Origin of the sequence: Pseudomonas sp. TMW 2.1634, from assembly GCF_001703595.1 — a bacterium.
Taxonomy (GTDB): Bacteria; Pseudomonadota; Gammaproteobacteria; order Pseudomonadales; family Pseudomonadaceae; genus Aquipseudomonas; species Aquipseudomonas fragi.
The window spans coordinates 3,350,636-3,365,342 of record NZ_CP016849.1 but is presented as its reverse complement, the minus strand read 5'-3'; the positions used below and the strand labels follow the sequence as shown (position 1 = coordinate 3,365,342).

Here is a 14,707-nt window from a genome sequence, read left to right as displayed (position 1 = left end):
TTCACTCCTTGGGAGAATGTTCTGGAACTTGGAAAACGTGGCGCAAATAGGCGGCGAAGTTGGGGTCGGAGCAGTGGGTCTTGCCCGGTTCATCGGAAATCTTGGCCACTGGCGAGCCATTGCAGGCGTTCATTTTAAGCACGATGCTCATCGGCTCAACCCCCGGAATGTCGCAGGTCAGGTTAGTCCCGATACCGAAGCTGACGTTGATCCTGCCGCGCAGCGCCCGGAAAATCTCCAGCGCCCGCGGTAACGTCAGGCTGTCGGAGAACACCAGGGTCTTGCTCATCGGGTCGATACCCAGCTTGTGGTAATGAGCTATGCATTTTTCGGCCCACACCACCGGGTCGCCGGAGTCGTGGCGCAAGCCGTCGAAGAGCTTGGCAAAATACAGGTCGAAATCTTTCAGGAAGGCATCGGTGGTGATGCAGTCCGTCAGGGCAATCCCCAGCAGGCCACGGTATTCCCGTACCCAGCAGTCAAGCGCCGCGCTCTGGCTGTCGATCAGCCGCGGGCCCAGTTGCTGGTGCGCCATGATCCACTCGTGGGCCATAGTACCCAGTGGCTTCATGTCCAGCTCACGGGACAGATGCACGTTACTGGTACCGACAAAACGCCCGGGGAAGTCATGCTTAAGCACACTGACGACTTCTTCCTGCACACGGTACGAAAAACGCCGGCGAGTACCGAAGTCGGCGACTTGCAGTTCGGACAGTTCGTCGGTGCTGGCATTGGCCTGCAACCAGTCGAACTTGCGGTACAACTGCTCCCGGGCCTGGGACAACACGGTATCGGCATAGCGCGAACGGTTGCGCACTTCGCTGACAATCGCCAGCAATGGCACTTCAAACAGGATCACATGCAGCCACGGTCCGCGCAGGCGAATAACCAGCTCGCCGTTTTCGATACCGGTGTGTACATAGCGCATGTTGAAGCGAAACAAGCCCAGGAAGCGTATGAAATCGGGCTTCATAAACGTAATGCGCTCCAGAAACCCGAGCTGGTCCTGAGTCATGCTCAGTTCACACAGGCGTTCGATCTGGTGGCGAATTTCGTTCAGGTACGGGCGCAAATCCTCGCTGTTGCGGCAGCGGAATTCCCACTCGACTTCGACGTTGGGGTAGTTGTGCAGCACCGCCTGCATCATGGTCAATTTGTAGAAGTCGGTGTCGAGCAGGTTCTGCACGATGCGATCGGCAAACACACTCTCGCTCATAGCGGCAATCTCCATGCTGCCCGTGCCTGATAGCCACGGCGTTCAGCTTTTTCAATGAATGGCGCTAGTGGCGCATATCCGCAGGCGGTTTTGCCAGCGGTTTTTGTGGTTGTAGTCTGTTTCTGCCCTGTGGGAGCCCATCCAGCTGCTCCATTATCCAGCTCACGAATGCCTTTACCTTGGGCACGCCTGCCGTGTGTTCAGGATAGGCCAGGTAATAGGCATCGCGACTGGGCATCGGGTGCTGCCAGGCGATGACCAGCTTGCCGTCGGCCAACTCTTCTTCCACCAGAAATCTTGGCAGCAAGGCGACACCGCAGCCCACCTGCGCCGCGCGGATGCACATGTAAAAGGTGTCGAAGCGCGGCCCGTGATAGCTGTGGTCGGTGCGAAAGCCCTGATGCTCAAACCACTCGTGCCAGGCCTGTGGCCGCGAGGCGTTCTGCAGCAACACCAGGCCTGTGAGTTGGGTCGGGTCGGTCAGTGGCGCGGTTGGCAGGCTCGACGGCGCGCACACGGCAACCAGCTCTTCGCCAAACAGCTTCAGGCTTTCGCTGCCGGGCCGTGAGCCCTGGCCGAAGTAAAACGCCAGGTCGCTGCGCCCTTGCAGCAAATCGTCGCCTTGCTGCTCATTGCACAGGTCCAGATGAATATGCGGATGGCGCAGGCCCCAACCCTTGAGTCGCGGCACCAGCCAGCGGGCGCCGAAGGTGGAGGGGGTCGAGACCCGTAGCACCTCGGTTTCACCACCGTAGGAGCGCAGGGTGTGGGTCGACATCTCGACTTGGGTCAGGATTTTTCGGACTTCCAGCAGGTATAAATCACCGGCTGGTGTCAGCTGCAAGCGGCGCCGTACCCGGCGAAACAGCAAGTGCTGCAACAGCTCCTCAAGCTGCGCGACCTGTTTGCTGACTGCGCTCTGGGTCAGGTTCAGCTCTTCGGCGGCGCGGGTGAAGCTCAGGTGACGGGTCACCGCCTCAAAACACTGCAACGCCGTGATCGAGGGGAGATGGCGCTTGTTGAGCATAAAGGCCTCTGATTGTTGTTGTCAGGCAACGTTACCAGCGCTGCATGAATTTTCGGAATGATATCTCGCTTAAAGGTCGTTTGTTGCCGCCATGCCAGCCAGCTACAACTAAAGGCCTGTGAATCTTTTTTCAAAGCTCAAGGAGTGCCTTCAATGGTGGCTGCATTACTGGATCGTCTAGGTGTGAACCCCGCTCTGTACCAGCAGGGCAATCAGCCGGTGTACACGCCGATTGACGGTAGCCAGATTGGCGCCGTGCACTGGGAAGGCGCCGCCGAGACCGAGCAGCACGTAACCCGCGCCGAGCACGCCTTTGAAGCCTGGCGCAAGGTACCGGCCCCGCGCCGTGGCGAGCTGGTGCGCCAGTTCGGCGATTTGCTGCGCGAGTACAAGGCCGACCTGGGCGAACTGGTGTCCTGGGAAGCGGGCAAGATCACCCAGGAAGGGCTGGGCGAAGTGCAGGAGATGATCGACATTTGCGACTTTGCCGTCGGCCTGTCGCGTCAGCTTTACGGCTTGACCATCGCCTCGGAACGCCCGGGCCACCATATGCGGGAAACCTGGCACCCGCTGGGGGTGGTGGGCGTGATCAGTGCCTTTAACTTCCCGGTGGCGGTCTGGGCATGGAACACCACCCTGGCGCTGGTGTGCGGTAACGCAGTGATCTGGAAACCGTCCGAAAAAACCCCGCTGACGGCCCTGGCTTGCCAGGCCTTGTTTGATCGGGTGCTGAATGCATTTGCCGACGCGCCCAAGTACCTGGCCCAAGTGGTGATTGGTGGTCGTGAAGCGGGCGAAGCGCTGGTGGATGACCCGCGTGTCGCGCTGGTCAGCGCCACCGGCAGCACGCGCATGGGCCGTGAAGTGGCGCCTAAAATCGCCGCGCGCTTTGCCCGCAGCATTCTGGAACTGGGCGGCAACAATGCGATGATCCTCGCCCCGAGCGCCGACCTGGACATGGCCGTGCGCGCCATCCTGTTCAGTGCCGTGGGTACTGCCGGCCAACGTTGCACCAGCCTGCGCCGCCTGATTGCCCATGAATCGGTCAAGGAAGAAATCGTCACCCGGCTCAAGGCGGCTTACTCCAAAGTGCGCATCGGTCATCCGCTGGAAGGCAATCTGGTGGGGCCTTTGATCGATAAAAACAGCTTTGAAAACATGCGCGATGCGCTGGAGCAGGCCTTGAGCGAAGGCGGGCGGGTGTTTGGCGGTGAGCGCCAATTGGCCGGCCAGTACCCCGGCGCTTACTACGTGGCCCCGGCCATTGTCGAGATGCCCGAGCAGAGCGACGTAGTGTGCAGCGAGACCTTCGCGCCAATTTTATATGTGGTTGGCTACAGTGATTTTGCCGAGGCCTTGCGCCTGAACAACGCCGTGCCCCAGGGCCTGTCGTCGTGCATCTTCACCACCGACGTGCGCGAGGCCGAGCAATTTATGTCTGCCACCGGCAGTGACTGCGGCATTGCCAACGTCAATATCGGCCCCAGCGGTGCGGAAATCGGCGGCGCATTTGGTGGTGAGAAGGAAACGGGCGGTGGCCGCGAGTCGGGCTCGGATGCATGGCGCGGCTATATGCGTCGTCAGACCAATACCGTCAATTACTCGCTGGAATTGCCGCTGGCGCAGGGGATTACGTTCGATTGAGGCAATGCCTGTGGGAGCGGGCTTGCTCGCGATAGCATCGATGCGGTCTGCCAGTCAGACCGAGTTGCCTGCATCGCGAGCAAGCCCGCTCCCACAAGCGTTCCCTCCATGATTGCATCCGCGTTGGGTTTCATTTCTGGAGCTTGGCAATGCCTCTACAAGAACAATGTCTGTGGGAAACACTCACCCCCCAACGGCCTCAAGCGCCAACCTTCAAAGGCGAATTGAGCGTTGACGTGTGTGTGATCGGTGCCGGGATCACCGGTTTGTCCGCCGCGATTCATTTGCTCGAACAGGGCAAAAGCGTCTGCGTGCTCGAAGCCCACCGCACCGGGCATGGCGGTTCCGGGCGCAACGTAGGATTGGTCAATGCCGGGATGTGGATACCGCCCGACGACATTGAAGCCGGTTTTGGCCAGGCAGTCGGCAGCCAGCTCAATCGCATGCTCGGCGCCGCCCCGGCGCTGGTATTCAGCCTGATTGACAAGTACCGTATCGACTGCCAGTTGCGTCGCGAAGGCACCCTGCACATGGCTCACAACGCCCGTGGCGAAGCCGATCTGCGCAGCCGTGAAGCCCAATGGAAGCGGCGTGGAGCACCTGTGGAGCTGCTCACCGGCGCTGCTTGCGAAGCCGCCACCGGCACTACAAAAATCGCCGCGGCCTTGCTCGATCGTCGCGCCGGCACCCTCAACCCGATGGCCTATACCTCGGGGCTGGCCAGGGCGGCCAGTGATCTGGGCGGGCAATTGTTTGACCATTCCCTGGTGACCGGGCTTGAGCACCAGGGCCCACGCTGGTCAGTACAAACCGCCCACGGCGCGGTCAGTGCCGAGCAGGTGGTGCTGGCGTCCAATGCCTACACCGAAGGCGAATGGACTGACTTGCGACGTAACTTTTTCCCCGGCTACTACTACCAGGTCGCGTCCAAACCGCTGACCGATGCCAGCGCTGCGCGAATCCTGCCCGGTGGCCAGGGCTCGTGGGATACCCGCCAGGTATTGAGCAGTATCCGTCGCGATGCCGACGGCCGTTTATTGCTGGGCAGCCTGGGTAATGGCAATCAAAAGCCTGCGTGGTTTCTCAAGGTCTGGGCCGACCGCGTGCAGCAACACTATTTCCCGTACCTCAAGGGCGTGGAGTGGGAATGCACCTGGACCGGTTGCATCGCGTTTACCCCCGACCACCTGATGCGTTTATTCGAACCAGCGCCCGGTTTGGTGGCAGTCACCGGCTATAACGGGCGCGGCGTGACCACGGGCAGTGTAGTGGGCAAGGCCTTTGCCGATTATCTGTGCAGTGGCGATGCCAAAGCCCTGCCCATTCCCTTTGCACCGATGCGGCCGCTGTCTGGCACAGGGTTGCGCAGTTGTTTATACGAAGCCGGCTTTTCGCTGTATCACGCCGGCCAATGTTTAAGAATTGTGATCTGAGGCGGGTTTTTCTCGAGCGGCGCTGCGTTTGGCCACGCAGCGGCTAGCCTTTAGTGGTGCGGCCTGTAGCAGTCACGCACCGGGAGTGTGCAGTTCGGTGACGCAATCGGTTACAGGGCGGTTGCACGGTGCAGGGCAACCTGGTTGCAACGCTTGTTGCAGCCGGTGGCGCCAGCAATAAATAAACGGTTTTACCTTCCTCGGTTTAGACGGTTGCACGCCCAATGAAAATGGGCTCGAAACAGTCGATAAAACAACAATAGAACGACTTTTTTAAGAATAAAAAGCCAATGGCACGCGGCTTGCTCAGCGCTTTAGGTGAAGTCGAAGTGCCATCTAATAAAACCTCAGGAGCACCACCTCATGTCGCAGACGTTCTACAAGAAAGGTTTTCTGGCCCTCGCCGTAGCAGCTGCGTTGGGCGTCTCTTCGTTTGTTCAGGCTGATCTGAAAATCGGTGTAGCAGGCCCGATGACTGGCGCCAACGCGGCTTTTGGCGAGCAGTACATGAAGGGGGCGCAGGCGGCTGCGGATGCAATCAACAAGGCGGGCGGGATCAACGGCGAGAAGATCAAGCTGGTTGCTGGCGACGATGCCTGCGAACCCAAGCAGGCCGTAGCCGTGGCCAACCGCTTGGTCGATCAGGACAAAGTAATCGGTGTGGTCGGTCACTTCTGCTCCTCGAATACGATTCCTGCCTCCGAGGTGTATGCCGATGCGGGTGTGATCATGATTACGCCGGGCTCGACCAACCCGCAGGTCACTGAGCGCGGGCTGGATGCGGTGTTCCGTATGTGCGGACGAGATGACCAGCAAGGCATCGTTGCAGGCGACTACATTGTCGACGTGCTCAAGGGCAAGAAAGTAGCGGTCATCAACGATAAGGACACCTACGGTAAAGGTCTGGCCGATGCCACCAGTGCACAACTGACCAAGCGCGGCGTGAAACCCATCCTGGAAGAAGGCCTGACCCGGGGTGAAAAAGACTTCAGCGCGCTGGTTACAAAAATCCGCGGCGCCGGTGCCGATGTCGTGTACTTCGGCGGTCTGCACCCAGAGGCCGGTCCTCTGGTCCGCCAACTGCGTGAAGCGGGTCTCAAGGATGTGAAATTCATGTCGGACGATGGCATCGTAACCGACGAACTGGTGGCCACTGCCGGTGGCCCGCAGTATGTCGATGGCGTGTACATGACCTTTGGCGCCGACCCGCGCCTGCTACCGGACAGCAAGGCGGTAGTTGAAGAGTTCCGCAAAGCGGGCACCGAGCCTGAAGGCTACACCCTGTATGCCTACGCTTCGATCCAGGCCCTGGCTGACGCTTTCAATGGCGCCAAATCCAACAAAGGCGAAGATGCCGCCAAGTGGCTCAAGGCCAACCCGGTTAAAACCGTGATGGGTGAAAAAAACTGGGACGGTAAAGGCGACCTGAAAGTCTCTGACTACGTGGTTTATCAGTGGGACAAAGACGGCAAATATCACCAGCTGGAAAAACAGAAGTGAGATGAATCACTCACCTGATGTCAGCTTCGGCGGGCATCAGGTGGGAATGTATCTGCATCACCTGTCTTCTTTTCCAGGAGCCGCACACACCCTGCCATCCAAGCTGTCCTCTGACGGCGTGGATGGCTTGCGTCTGCGCAAAGGCTCCAGTGCGTGAGATTGCGTTATGGATGGTATTTTCCTACAGCAACTGCTGAACGGCCTGACCCTTGGGTCTGTGTACGGCCTGATCGCCATCGGCTACACAATGGTCTACGGCATCATCGGCATGATCAACTTCGCCCACGGCGAGGTGTACATGATCTCTGCTTACCTCGCGGCGATCAGTCTGGCTCTGTTGGCATACTTCGGTATTGAATCCTTCCCGCTACTGATGTTGGGTACCTTGATTTTCACCGTTGTGGTGACTGGCGTGTATGGCTGGGTCATCGAGCGCGTGGCTTACAAACCTTTGCGAAACTCCACACGGCTGGCGCCGCTGATCAGCGCCATCGGTATTTCCCTGATCCTGCAAAACTACGTGCAAATTGCCCAGGGCTCACGCCAACAAGGGGTTCCAACCCTGCTGAGTGGTTCCTGGCGCGTGGATTTTGGCACCGGTTTTGTGCAACTCACCTACACCAAAGTCTTCATTCTGATCGCGGCCTTTGTGGGGATGGGCCTGCTGACCTACATCATCAAGTACACCAAGCTGGGCCGTATGTGCCGCGCCACCCAGCAAGACCGCAAGATGGCCTCGATCCTGGGGATTAACACCGACCGGGTGATTTCCTACGTGTTTGTGATAGGTGCTGCCATGGCCGCGCTGGCCGGTGTGCTGATCACCATGAATTACGGCACGTTCGACTTTTATGCCGGCTTCATTATCGGCATCAAGGCGTTCACCGCTGCCGTGCTCGGCGGGATTGGATCATTGCCTGGCGCCATGCTCGGCGGGATCATCCTGGGTATTTCCGAGTCACTTTTTGCCGGGTTGGTTAACTCGGATTACAAGGACGTGTTCAGTTTCTCACTGCTGGTGCTGATTCTGATTTTCCGTCCCCAAGGCCTGCTGGGTCGTCCTCTCGTGGCGAAGGTGTAAGTATGTCTGCAGCCATTAATAAACCGATTGATATCAAAAAAAGCGTGGTCGATTCGATCCTGGCCGGGTTGATTTCATTGATTGTGTTCGGGCCGATCGTGGGAGTTGTGCTCGACGGCTATAGCTTTAACCTGCAGCCAGCGCGTGTTGGCTGGCTGGTGGCGATTGTGATGGTGGGGCGGTTTGTCTTGAGCCTGTTTCTGCAAACGTCCAAAGGCTTGAGGATCCTTCAGAGCTTTGAGTCCAGCGGTTCTGGTGTGCACGTGCTGCCACCCGATTACAAATCGCGGCTGCGCTGGATTGTGCCACTGCTGATCGTGATTGCCATTGTGTTCCCGTTTTTTGCCAACAAGTACATCCTGACCGTGGTCATCCTAGGCCTGATCTACGTGCTGCTCGGCCTTGGCCTGAACATCGTGGTCGGGTTGGCGGGCTTGCTTGATCTGGGGTACGTGGCCTTCTACGCCATTGGTGCTTATGGCCTGGCGCTGGGTTATCAGTACCTGGGGCTGGGCTTCTGGTCGGTGCTGCCGCTGGCGGCCATTGCGGCGGCGATGGCGGGGTGCATTCTCGGGTTTCCGGTATTGCGAATGCATGGGGATTACCTGGCCATCGTGACCCTGGGCTTTGGTGAAATCATCCGCCTGATCCTCAACAACTGGCTGTCATTCACTGGCGGGCCCAACGGCATGCCGGTGCCATCGCCGACCTTTTTCGGCCTGGAATTTGGCCGCGTTGCCAAAGAGGGCGGAGTGCCGTTCCACCAGTTTTTCGGGCTGGACTACAACCCCAATATCAAGTTTCTGTTTATCTATATCGTGCTGTTTTTGGTGGTGCTGCTGGTGCTGTACATCAAGCACCGCCTGACCCGCATGCCCATCGGTCGGGCCTGGGAAGCGCTGCGCGAAGACGAAATTGCCTGCCGCTCAATGGGCCTTAACCATGTACTGGTCAAGCTCTCGGCGTTCACCATCGGTGCGTCTACGGCGGGGCTGGCCGGGGTGTTCTTTGCCAGCTACCAGGGGTTCGTCAACCCGTCTTCGTTTACCTTCTTCGAGTCGGCCTTGATCCTTGCCATTGTGGTGCTCGGCGGTATGGGCTCGACAGTGGGCGTGGTGATTGCCGCGTTCGTGCTGACCGTGGCCCCGGAACTGCTGCGCAGCTTTGCCGAGTACCGGGTGCTGTTGTTTGGTGTGTTGATGGTGTTGATGATGATCTGGCGACCGCGAGGCCTGATCCGTATTAGCCGTGTCGGGGTTACACCACGCAAGGGGGTTGCGCCATGAACGATTTGTCAAAAGACGACGTGGTGCTCTCGGTCGACAAGCTGATGATGCACTTTGGCGGGATCAAGGCCCTGAGCGATGTCAGCCTCAAGGTCAAGCGCAACTCAATCTTTGCCTTGATCGGCCCCAACGGCGCCGGTAAAACCACCGTGTTCAACTGCCTGACCGGCTTCTACAAGGCCAGTGGCGGCAGGATCGAACTCAATGCCCGGGGCACGCGCACCAACGTGATCAAGCTGTTGGGCGAGCCGTTCAAGCTGACCGATTTCGTATCGCCCAAGGCGTTCGCCAGCCGGCTGTATTACAAGATGTTCGGCGGTACCCACCTGGTCAACCGCTCGGGGCTGGCGCGCACGTTCCAGAACATCCGCCTGTTCAAGGAGATGTCGGTACTGGAAAACCTGCTGGTGGCCCAGCACATGTGGGTCAACCGCAACATGCTCGCCGGCATCCTCAATACCAAGGGCTATCGCAAGGCCGAAAGCGATGCGCTGGACCATGCCTTCTACTGGCTGGAGGTGGTCGATCTGGTGGACTGCGCCAACCGCCTGGCCGGTGAATTGTCCTACGGCCAGCAGCGGCGCCTGGAGATTGCCCGGGCCATGTGTACGCGCCCGCAAATCATCTGCCTCGACGAACCGGCGGCGGGCCTCAACCCGCAGGAAACCGAAGCGTTGAGCGGGATGATCCGCCTGCTGCGTGACGAGCACGACCTGACTGTGGTGCTGATCGAGCATGACATGGGCATGGTCATGAGTATTTCCGATCACATCGTGGTGCTCGACCACGGCAACGTGATCGCCGAAGGCGGGCCAGAGGCCATCCGCAACGACCCCAAAGTGATCGCGGCCTACCTTGGCGCCGACGAAGAGGAGCTGATATGACGGGCACGATCCTCGAACTCAAGGAACTGGATGTTCACTACGGGCCGATCCAGGCCCTGAAAAAAGTCTCGATGCATATCGAAGAGGGTGAAACCGTGAGCCTGATTGGCTCCAACGGTGCGGGCAAATCTACGTTGCTGATGTCAATTTTTGGCCAGCCCCGTGCCAGTGGCGGGCAAATCATTTACCAGGGCGTGGACATTACCCACAAGTCCTCCCACTACATCGCCTCCAACGGCATAGCCCAGTCGCCTGAAGGCCGCCGCGTGTTTCCGGACATGTCGGTGGAAGAAAACCTGCTGATGGGCACCATCCCCATTGGCGACAAGCATGCCGATGAAGACATGCAGCGCATGTTCGAGTTGTTTCCAAGGCTCAAGGAGCGGCGCAATCAGCGGGCCATGACCATGTCGGGCGGTGAGCAGCAAATGCTCGCCATTGCCCGTGCGCTGATGAGCCGGCCCAAGCTGCTGTTGCTGGATGAGCCCAGCCTGGGGCTGGCGCCGATTGTGGTGAAGCAGATTTTTGCCACCCTGCGCGAACTGGCTGGCACGGGTATGACCATCTTTCTGGTGGAGCAGAACGCCAACCATGCCCTGCGCTTGTCAGATCGGGCCTACGTGATGGTCAACGGTGAAATTCGCCTGACCGGCACCGGCAAGGAACTGCTGAGTAACGAGGAGGTGCGTAACGCTTATTTGGGCGGGCATTAACAGGCATTTCGCACTTCTCTGTGGGAGCGGGCTTGCCCGCGATGGTATCGCTGCGGTTTTTCTGAAGTTCCGCGTCGATGCCATCGCGAGCAAGCCCGCTCCCACATGTCTTTTGTCGGACAATTCCCTTCCCGCACAACCCCCGCCCCAAATTGTGGAAAACAATATTCCAACTCTGCCAAAGCGCGACATAAAGCCGCTGTAATTCCCTGTTTTGTCATCATTTTGACTTGTCCCCGTTTGCTGTGGAGGTGGCTGTGGGTAACGTGGGAGTAGTTGGCTGTAGCCCTTTATTTACGCGGTGTCCAGCCATGTGGTTATTTTTCGACCAGTGGCTTTTGCCGAGCTGTCGCGCTGATTTGTCAACAGGTTTGTGCGCCTGTAAAGCGCGCCTGGAAACAATGACCAACCTGTGGATAAGTCTGTGGTTAAACTCTGGAAAGAATGCCCCAGGCGGCGTAATTACTGGCCTCTGGCTATCTGACGGGTTTCCCAAAGTTGCACCTTTTTGGGGCGTCTGCATGGGGGATGTACCCGGGTCAAGTAAAAAAGTCTTTCAGAGGTGCTCTATCCCTTGTGGGCCGGGGCTTTACGCTTTTTAGAGTTGCCCCCAAAGACTGTGGACGGGCCTGTGGATAAGGTGAGCGCATATGGCTCCAGCCCTTATACTGCATGGCCTGCAGGTGTTTGGTTGTTTTTTGTACAGGTGGGTTTTTGAAATACCGCAGGTTGCCGCTGAACTTCAGCCCGGGCATTCTGCTCAACGTCCAATTCAACGGCGGCCGATGCCCGCCAGCCAAGGAGAACATGATGACTTCCACCCTGTTTATTACGGGCGCGACTTCCGGATTTGGTGAGGCGTGTGCGCGCAAGTTTGCACAGGCAGGCTGGAAGCTGGTGCTGACGGGCCGACGCGAAGAGCGTTTGAAAGCCCTGTGCGAAGAGTTGTCCAAGCAGACCGAAGTACACGGCCTGGTGGTGGACGTGCGTGACCGTGCCGCGATGGAGGCGGCGATTGCCGGTCTACCGCCCTCGTTCAGCAAGTTGCGCGGGCTTATCAACAACGCCGGCCTGGCCCTGGGCACTGATCCCGCGCCCAAGTGCGACCTGGACGACTGGGAAACCATGGTCGACACCAATATCAAGGGCCTGCTCTACACCACCCGCCTGTTGCTGCCACGGCTGATTGCCTATGGCCGAGGTGCAGGGATCGTCAACCTGGGTTCCATCGCGGGTAGCTATCCGTACCCGGGCAGCCATGTGTATGGCGGTACCAAGGCGTTTGTAAAACAGTTCTCCCTGAACCTGCGCTGCGACTTGCAGGGCACCGGGGTGCGCGTCAGCAACGTTGAGCCAGGGCTGTGTGAGAGCGAGTTCTCAATGGTGCGCTTCGGCGGCGACAAGGCGCGTTACGACGCGACCTATCAGGGAGCAGAACCGATCCAGCCGCAAGACATCGCCGAGACCATTTTCTGGGTGCTCAACACCCCGGCCCACGTCAATATCAACCGTCTTGAGCTGATGCCCGTCACCCAGTCCTGGAGCGGTTTTGCCATCGAACGCCACGCCAAAGAGTAAACTTGCGCCTGGCAGCCCACCTGCGACCTCCTGAGGGGGTCGCTTCAATGGGGCTGAAAAGGAGTTTTTGTGAGTAACCGTGGTGAGCAGCAACTGCTCAAACAATCGACTGTTCTAATGTTCGCGGTGGCCATTGCCGGCATCGTGACGGGTTTTATTTCGGGTTCCGAATCCATCATGTTCGATGGGTTTTTCTCTTTGATCGCCACTTTTATCAAAGTCCTGATGCTGATCACGGCGCAGTTGATCGCCAAGGAAAGCAACCAGCGCTTCCAGTTCGGTTTCTGGCACCTTGAGCCGATGGTGTTGCTGATTGAAGGCAGCTTCCTGTTGTTGATTGCGATCTATGCCTTTCTCAATGGTGTGTTCGGCATTATCAATGGCGGGCGCGATATCGAGCTGGGGCTGGTGATCGTCTACGCAGCGGTGTTTACCGTTGTCGAATTTGCCTACTACTTCTGGGTAAAACGCAAAAATCGCAAGCTCAAGTCAACCCTGATCCAATTCGACAACGTCAGCTGGCTGGTTGACGCGATGCTGTCGGTGGGGCTGTTGATAAGTTTCGTCACGGCCCTGGTGTTGAAACATCAGGGTTATGCACAGTGGGCGGCGTATGTGGACCCGGCGATCCTGATTTTGCTGGCGCTGAGCATGCTGCCCCCGGCGTTCAAGATCCTCAAGCCGGCCCTGCGTGATGTGCTCGGGATTGTCCCGGACGCGCTGGATGACAAGGTGCGGGATGTGCTGGAAGCCATGTCGGCGCGGCATGGTTTTGAAGGGTACAAAACCTATGTGCAAAAGCACGGGCGGGCGCGTTTTATCGAGATTCACATTGTGTTGCCGGCGGGTTATCCACTGACCAGCGTGAAGACCCTGGATGCCTTGCGTGAAGAAATCTCGGGGTTATTGGGCGCAGCAGACAGCGCGCGCTGGCTGACCATCAGCTTCACCGGTGATCGCAAGTGGATCTCCTGAGCCAGCCTTGAATTGTGGGAGCGGGCTTGCTCGCGATTCAGGCGCCGCGGTTCTACAGGTGAACCGCGCTGATACCATCGCGAGCAAGCCCTCTGCCACAACAAGCCCGCTGCCACAGGGGCTGGTGTCAGCCGAAATACTGCGCCAACCCGCTATAGCACGTCGCCAAATGATAAGGCGTAGTCGACGGCATATCTTCGCGGCTGACCTTGCCCGCGCCATCACGGCATTCATACCACCCATCCGCATGCAAAAAACGCTGCTGCAGCGCCAGTAATTGGCGCAGCAGCCGCGGCTGGCTGTCAGGGCGCAAGGTCAGGGCGCGCAGGTACTCGGCCTGTGCCCAGATGCGCTGAGTGCCATCACGCAGGCTGCCGTCCGGGGCCAGCATGCCGCACACCGCGCCGCTCTGCGGGTCTACGCCCACCTGCTCGGCAAACCCGAACGCCCGCTCCAGCGACCCGTGCAACGGGGTCTGGCGCAGCAATGGCGAAGACGCCAGCAAAAAGAACCACTCGAACTGATGGCCCGGCTCAAACCAGTTATCCACAGCCCCGCGCGGCTTTTCCAGCATGACGTTATGCACAGGCTCGATAAAACGCTGTTGCATGCCCTCGGCCAATGCCAGCAAGGCCGCCTGCACCGGTGCATCGTCACGCACCGACAGGGTGGCCAAAAAGGCCTCGGCAAGGTGCATCAACGGGTTCTGCAGCGGGCCGCTGCCCAGGAACGACCAGTCCCGCTCCAGGCTGGCTTCATACAAACCGTTGCCATCGCTGAAACGTTCAGCCACCACCTCCAGCGCGTCATTGAGCGCCGAGGCCACCTGCGGCTCGCGCACCTTGGCCCAGTAATGGGCGCAGGCGAAGATAATGAAGGCGTGGGTGTAGAGGTCTTTGCGTTGATCCAGCGGCGCACCGTCGGGGCCGATGCTGTAGAACCAGCCACCGTGTTCGGCGTCATGAAAGTGCTGGTGCAGCGAGCGGAACAGCGCAGCGGCGCGCTCGGCGGCGGCGGGGAAGGCCGGGTCGTCGATCAGGCTGGCAAACAGGTAAAGCTGACGCGCGCAGGCCATTGCCCGGTAGCGCTGGGGTGGCAGCGGCTGATGCGCGGGGCTCAAGGCCTCATAGGGCAGCGCCAGTTCGGCATTCCAGCCGGGGCCTAGCCAGAGCGGCACAATGACCTGGCGAAAATGCTGCTGTACTGCCGCAAAGGTGGCGGTCAGTTCAAGCGGGAAGTCGGAGCGGGCTACATCAGGCATCGGTGGGCGTCGTCACGGCTGGGGCGTTTGCGCCACATGATACACCGTCAATCCCGGGATGATCTCAACTCTGAATGTGGGAGCGGGCTTGCTCGCGAAAGGGGCGACG

General features: G+C 59.0%; 13 protein-coding genes. 10 read left to right on the top strand and 3 right to left on the bottom strand.

Going from position 1 to position 14,707, the window contains the following annotated elements; genetic code table 11:
- Nucleotide 1 precedes the first annotated feature (1 nt).
- Both pncB and BFC21_RS15940 read right to left on the bottom strand, forming a co-directional pair.
- On the bottom strand, nt 2–1,216 hold the full coding sequence (gene pncB / locus BFC21_RS15945) for a nicotinate phosphoribosyltransferase (RefSeq protein ID WP_088378337.1): 1,215 nt from the start codon (nt 1,214–1,216) through the stop codon (nt 2–4).
- A gap of 64 nt (nt 1,217–1,280) precedes the next feature.
- Nucleotides 1,281–2,243, bottom strand: coding sequence for a LysR family transcriptional regulator (locus tag BFC21_RS15940; protein ID WP_120266351.1), 963 nt, complete (start codon nt 2,241–2,243; stop codon nt 1,281–1,283).
- A gap of 153 nt (nt 2,244–2,396) precedes the next feature.
- On the opposite strand from BFC21_RS15940, the gene BFC21_RS15935 reads away from it, so the two are divergent.
- From BFC21_RS15935 to BFC21_RS15885, 10 genes are all read left to right on the top strand, one after another.
- Nucleotides 2,397–3,887 (top strand): aldehyde dehydrogenase family protein, encoded by a 1,491-nt coding sequence (locus BFC21_RS15935; protein WP_088378336.1) that lies wholly within the window; start codon nt 2,397–2,399, stop codon nt 3,885–3,887.
- Between the two features lie 149 nt (nt 3,888–4,036).
- The gene (locus tag BFC21_RS15925) at nt 4,037–5,320 is read left to right on the top strand and encodes an FAD-binding oxidoreductase (protein ID WP_088378335.1); all 1,284 of its coding nucleotides are present in this window, start codon (nt 4,037–4,039) and stop codon (nt 5,318–5,320) included.
- A 363-nt stretch (nt 5,321–5,683) separates the two neighbouring features.
- The gene (locus tag BFC21_RS15920; RefSeq protein WP_088378334.1) at nt 5,684–6,820 is read left to right on the top strand and encodes a branched-chain amino acid ABC transporter substrate-binding protein; all 1,137 of its coding nucleotides are present in this window, start codon (nt 5,684–5,686) and stop codon (nt 6,818–6,820) included.
- 1 nt (nt 6,821) lies between these two features.
- Complete coding sequence (locus BFC21_RS27315) at nt 6,822–6,977, top strand: hypothetical protein (protein WP_156883333.1); 156 nt, start codon at nt 6,822–6,824, stop codon at nt 6,975–6,977.
- 9 nt (nt 6,978–6,986) lie between these two features.
- Nucleotides 6,987–7,901, top strand: coding sequence for a branched-chain amino acid ABC transporter permease (locus BFC21_RS15915; RefSeq protein WP_016783330.1), 915 nt, complete (start codon nt 6,987–6,989; stop codon nt 7,899–7,901).
- Nucleotides 7,902–7,903: 2 nt separating this feature from the next.
- Nucleotides 7,904–9,187 (top strand): high-affinity branched-chain amino acid ABC transporter permease LivM, encoded by a 1,284-nt coding sequence (gene livM, locus BFC21_RS15910; RefSeq protein ID WP_016783331.1) that lies wholly within the window; start codon nt 7,904–7,906, stop codon nt 9,185–9,187.
- Nucleotides 9,184–10,071, top strand: coding sequence for an ABC transporter ATP-binding protein (locus BFC21_RS15905; protein ID WP_088378333.1), 888 nt, complete (start codon nt 9,184–9,186; stop codon nt 10,069–10,071). Before livM ends, BFC21_RS15905 begins: the two co-directional genes overlap by 4 nt.
- A complete protein-coding gene (locus BFC21_RS15900) occupies nt 10,068–10,784 on the top strand; it encodes an ABC transporter ATP-binding protein (RefSeq protein WP_095004269.1) in 717 nt (238 codons plus the stop codon). Before BFC21_RS15905 ends, BFC21_RS15900 begins: the two co-directional genes overlap by 4 nt.
- A gap of 810 nt (nt 10,785–11,594) precedes the next feature.
- On the top strand, nt 11,595–12,362 hold the full coding sequence (locus BFC21_RS15890; protein ID WP_088378332.1) for an SDR family oxidoreductase: 768 nt from the start codon (nt 11,595–11,597) through the stop codon (nt 12,360–12,362).
- Nucleotides 12,363–12,431: 69 nt separating this feature from the next.
- Entirely contained in the window at nt 12,432–13,337 is a 906-nt protein-coding gene (locus tag BFC21_RS15885) for a cation diffusion facilitator family transporter (RefSeq protein WP_088378331.1), read from the top strand.
- A gap of 127 nt (nt 13,338–13,464) precedes the next feature.
- Here BFC21_RS15885 and BFC21_RS15880 read toward each other — a convergent pair whose 3' ends face one another.
- The gene (locus BFC21_RS15880) at nt 13,465–14,598 is read right to left on the bottom strand and encodes an AGE family epimerase/isomerase (protein WP_120266350.1); all 1,134 of its coding nucleotides are present in this window, start codon (nt 14,596–14,598) and stop codon (nt 13,465–13,467) included.
- Nucleotides 14,599–14,707 lie beyond the last annotated feature (109 nt).